2 protein-coding genes are annotated in these 3,035 nt (G+C 72.7%); both read left to right on the top strand.

What is annotated here, in order from left to right; genetic code table 11:
- Positions 1–1,002 (top strand): phosphopantetheine-binding protein (locus ACIRQ9_RS40320; RefSeq protein ID WP_404185758.1); only part of this gene is annotated, 1,002 nt, incomplete at its 5' end.
- Positions 999–3,035, top strand: a 2,037-nt coding sequence (locus ACIRQ9_RS40315; protein ID WP_404185755.1) for a condensation domain-containing protein, incomplete at its 3' end; no start/stop codon positions are given. The genes ACIRQ9_RS40320 and ACIRQ9_RS40315, both read left to right, overlap by 4 nt.

Here is a 3,035-nt window from a genome sequence, read left to right as displayed (position 1 = left end):
GCCAAATTCCACGACCGACTCGCCCACACCCCCGCCCGCCTCCACAACCAATGGGGCGCCACCGAAGTCTCCATCGACTCCACCAGCCACACCTGTGTCCCGGAGGACGAGTGGGCCGGTGACGTGTCCCTCGGCGAGGCGATCGCCAACAACCAGGTGGTGATCCTGGACCAGCACCTCAACCCGGTGCCCGACGGTGTCCCCGGGGAGCTGTACCTGGGCGGCGTGGGCCTGGCCCGCGGCTACCTGGGTGACGCCCGCAAGACCGCCGCGGCCTTCGTCCCGCACCCGTACGCGGACGGCGAGCGGCTGTACCGTACCGGCGACCGGGGCGTGCGGCGCCCGGACGGCAGGCTGTCGTTCCTGGGGCGCGCGGACAGTCAGGTGAAGATCCGCGGCATCCGCATCGAACCCGCCGAGATCGAGCACACCCTGCGCCGCCACCCCGGCGTCCGCGACGCCGTCGTCACCAAGTGGGAACCCGTCCCCGGCGACCAGCGCCTCGCCGCCTACATCACCGCCGAGCAGGACGGCCCCGAGGGCGAGCTGCCGGCCGGGCTCACCACGCACCTCAGCGATCTGCTGCCCCTGTACATGATCCCCTCCAGCATCACCGTCCTGGACCGCATCCCCGTCAACGCCAACGGCAAGACGGACCACCGGGCGCTGCCCCGGCCGCGCTTCGAGGCGGACGCGGTCGCGGTGCGGCCGGCCACCGAGGCCGAGCAGCTCATCGACGGCATCTGGTCGGAGGTGCTGGACCGGACCGACCTGGACATCCACGCCAACTTCTTCGCGCTGGGCGGGCATTCGCTGCTCGCCACCCGGATCGTCTCCCGACTGCGTTCGGCGCTGTCCGTGGACGTCCCGCTGGCGCTGATCTTCGACAACCCGACGATCCACACCATGGCCACCGCCCTGGAGAACCTGCTGCTGGACGCGGTCGGCGACCCGGAGACGGACCAGGCCGGGGACACGACCGCCGAGAGGACCCGCTCATGACCACGAGCAGGACACCCCAGGCGGACCCGCGGGAGGCACGGCGCGCACAGGTCAGGTCGCTGCTCCAGGGCGCCCGTACCGCCCAGCGCGCCGACGCGGCGGCGACGGCCATTGCGGTGGCCGGTCCCGACGCGCGGGTGGCGTCGTACTCGCAGGAGCGGATGTGGCTCCTGGAGCAGATGATGCCGGGCTACAACACGTCCACCGTGATCAGGGTCCGCGGCGCGCTCGACGCCGAGGTGCTGGCCCGGAGCTTCACCGTGGTGGCCGGCCGGCACGAGGTGCTGCGGACGGTCTTCGACGAGCGGGACGGCGCCCCCGTCCCCCGGGTGCTGCCGGCCGCGCCGGTCGAGGTGCCGGTCCACGACGTCGTCGGGGACAGCGCCGGCGAACGGTACGCGGCGGGACTGGAGTTCGCCCGTTCGCTGATGCGTGAGCCGTTCTCGCTGGCCACCGGGCCCGTCTTCCGGGTCGCGGTGGTGCGGCTGGCCGAGGACGACGCGCTGCTGGTGCTGGTGGTCCACCACATCGCGATCGACGGCACCTCGATGCGGGTGCTGTGGTCGGAGCTGTCCCGGGCCTACACGGCCCTGGCGGCCGGCCGCGAGCCGCAACTGCCGTCGCTGCCGCTCCAGTACGGGGACTACGCGGCGTGGAGCCGGGACCACCAGACGCCGGAGCGGCTGGGGCACCAGCTGGAGCACTGGCGGCAGCGGCTGGCCGGCGCGAGCACCGACGAACTGCCGACGGACCGGCCCCGGCCGACCGTGCGCACCGGGAACGGCGCCCAGTTCTCGTTCACCGTGGACGGCGAGCTGGGGGCGGCGGTCAACCGCTTCTCACGGGAGCACAACGCGACCGCGTTCATGACGCTGACGGCCGCGTTCAGCGTGGTCCTCGCCCGGCACTCGGCGACCCGGGACGTCACCCTGGGCACGCCGATCGCCGGGCGGGTGCGGCCCGAACTCGATGAGATGATCGGCTACTTCGTCAACACCCTGCTGATCCGAACCGAGTTGGACGACGACCCGTCGTTCGAGGAGCTGCTGGCCCGTACCCGGGCGAACACCCTGTCCTCCTACGAGCATCAGGAACTCCCCTTCGAAGCCGTGCTGGAGGAGCTCCAGCCGGAGCGGGACCCGAGCCGCAACCCGCTGTTCCAGGTGCTGTTCGCGCTGGGCGACGAGGAGACCGACGACCTGGTCCTGCCCGGTCTGGAGACCGAGCGGGTGGAGCTGGTCGACGGCAAGTCGCGGTTCGACCTGAGCGTGGCCCTCACCCGCTCAGGCGACACGTTCTCCGGGATCGCCTACTACGCATCGGATCTGTTCGAACCGGCCACGATCAGCCGGCTGATGCGGCACTTCGTCACGTTCCTGCGCAACGCGCTGGCCGAGCCGGGCCGTCCCGTCTCCGGTGTCGGCATGGTCGACGCGGCAGAACGCGAGCGGCTGCTCGCCACGGGGCTGGGCGAGGCCACGGTGTTCCCGGAGGGCCTGCTGACGGATCTGGTGGACGCGGTGGCGGCGGCGACCCCGCACGCGCCGGCGGTCACCGACTCCGAGAGCACCCTCTCCTACGCCGAACTCACCGGCCGCGCCAACCACCTGGCCACCCGCCTCCGCGAGGCCGGAGTCGTCGCCGACACCCCCGTCGGCCTCTGGATGGACCGCTCCGCCGAGATGGCCGTCACCCTCCTGGCCGTCCTCAAGGCGGGCGGCGCCTTCGTCCCGCTCGACCCGGACCTGCCCGTCGCCCGCGCCGTCCAGGTGCTGACCGACGCGGGCGCCCCGGTGGCCTGCGCGGACGCCGAGCGGGCGGCCCTGCTCGCCGGGGCCCGCGACGGGTCCGGTGCCGGGTGCGCGGTGCTGGACTGCGGTCCAGGAACGCTCACCGAGTCGTCCCCGGCGGGCCCCGGCAGCGGTGTCACGGGGGACCACCTGATCTCGGTGTACTACACCTCCGGGTCGACCGGCACACCCAAGGGCGTCGCCTCCACCCACGCCGGCTGGACCAACCGCATGCAATGGATG

Source organism: Streptomyces sp. NPDC101237 (assembly GCF_044767465.1).
In the GTDB taxonomy this organism is placed as follows: domain Bacteria; phylum Actinomycetota; class Actinomycetes; order Streptomycetales; family Streptomycetaceae; genus Streptomyces; species Streptomyces gramineus.
The sequence above is the reverse complement of the archived record's forward strand: the minus strand, read 5'-3'. Positions and strand labels throughout refer to the sequence as shown.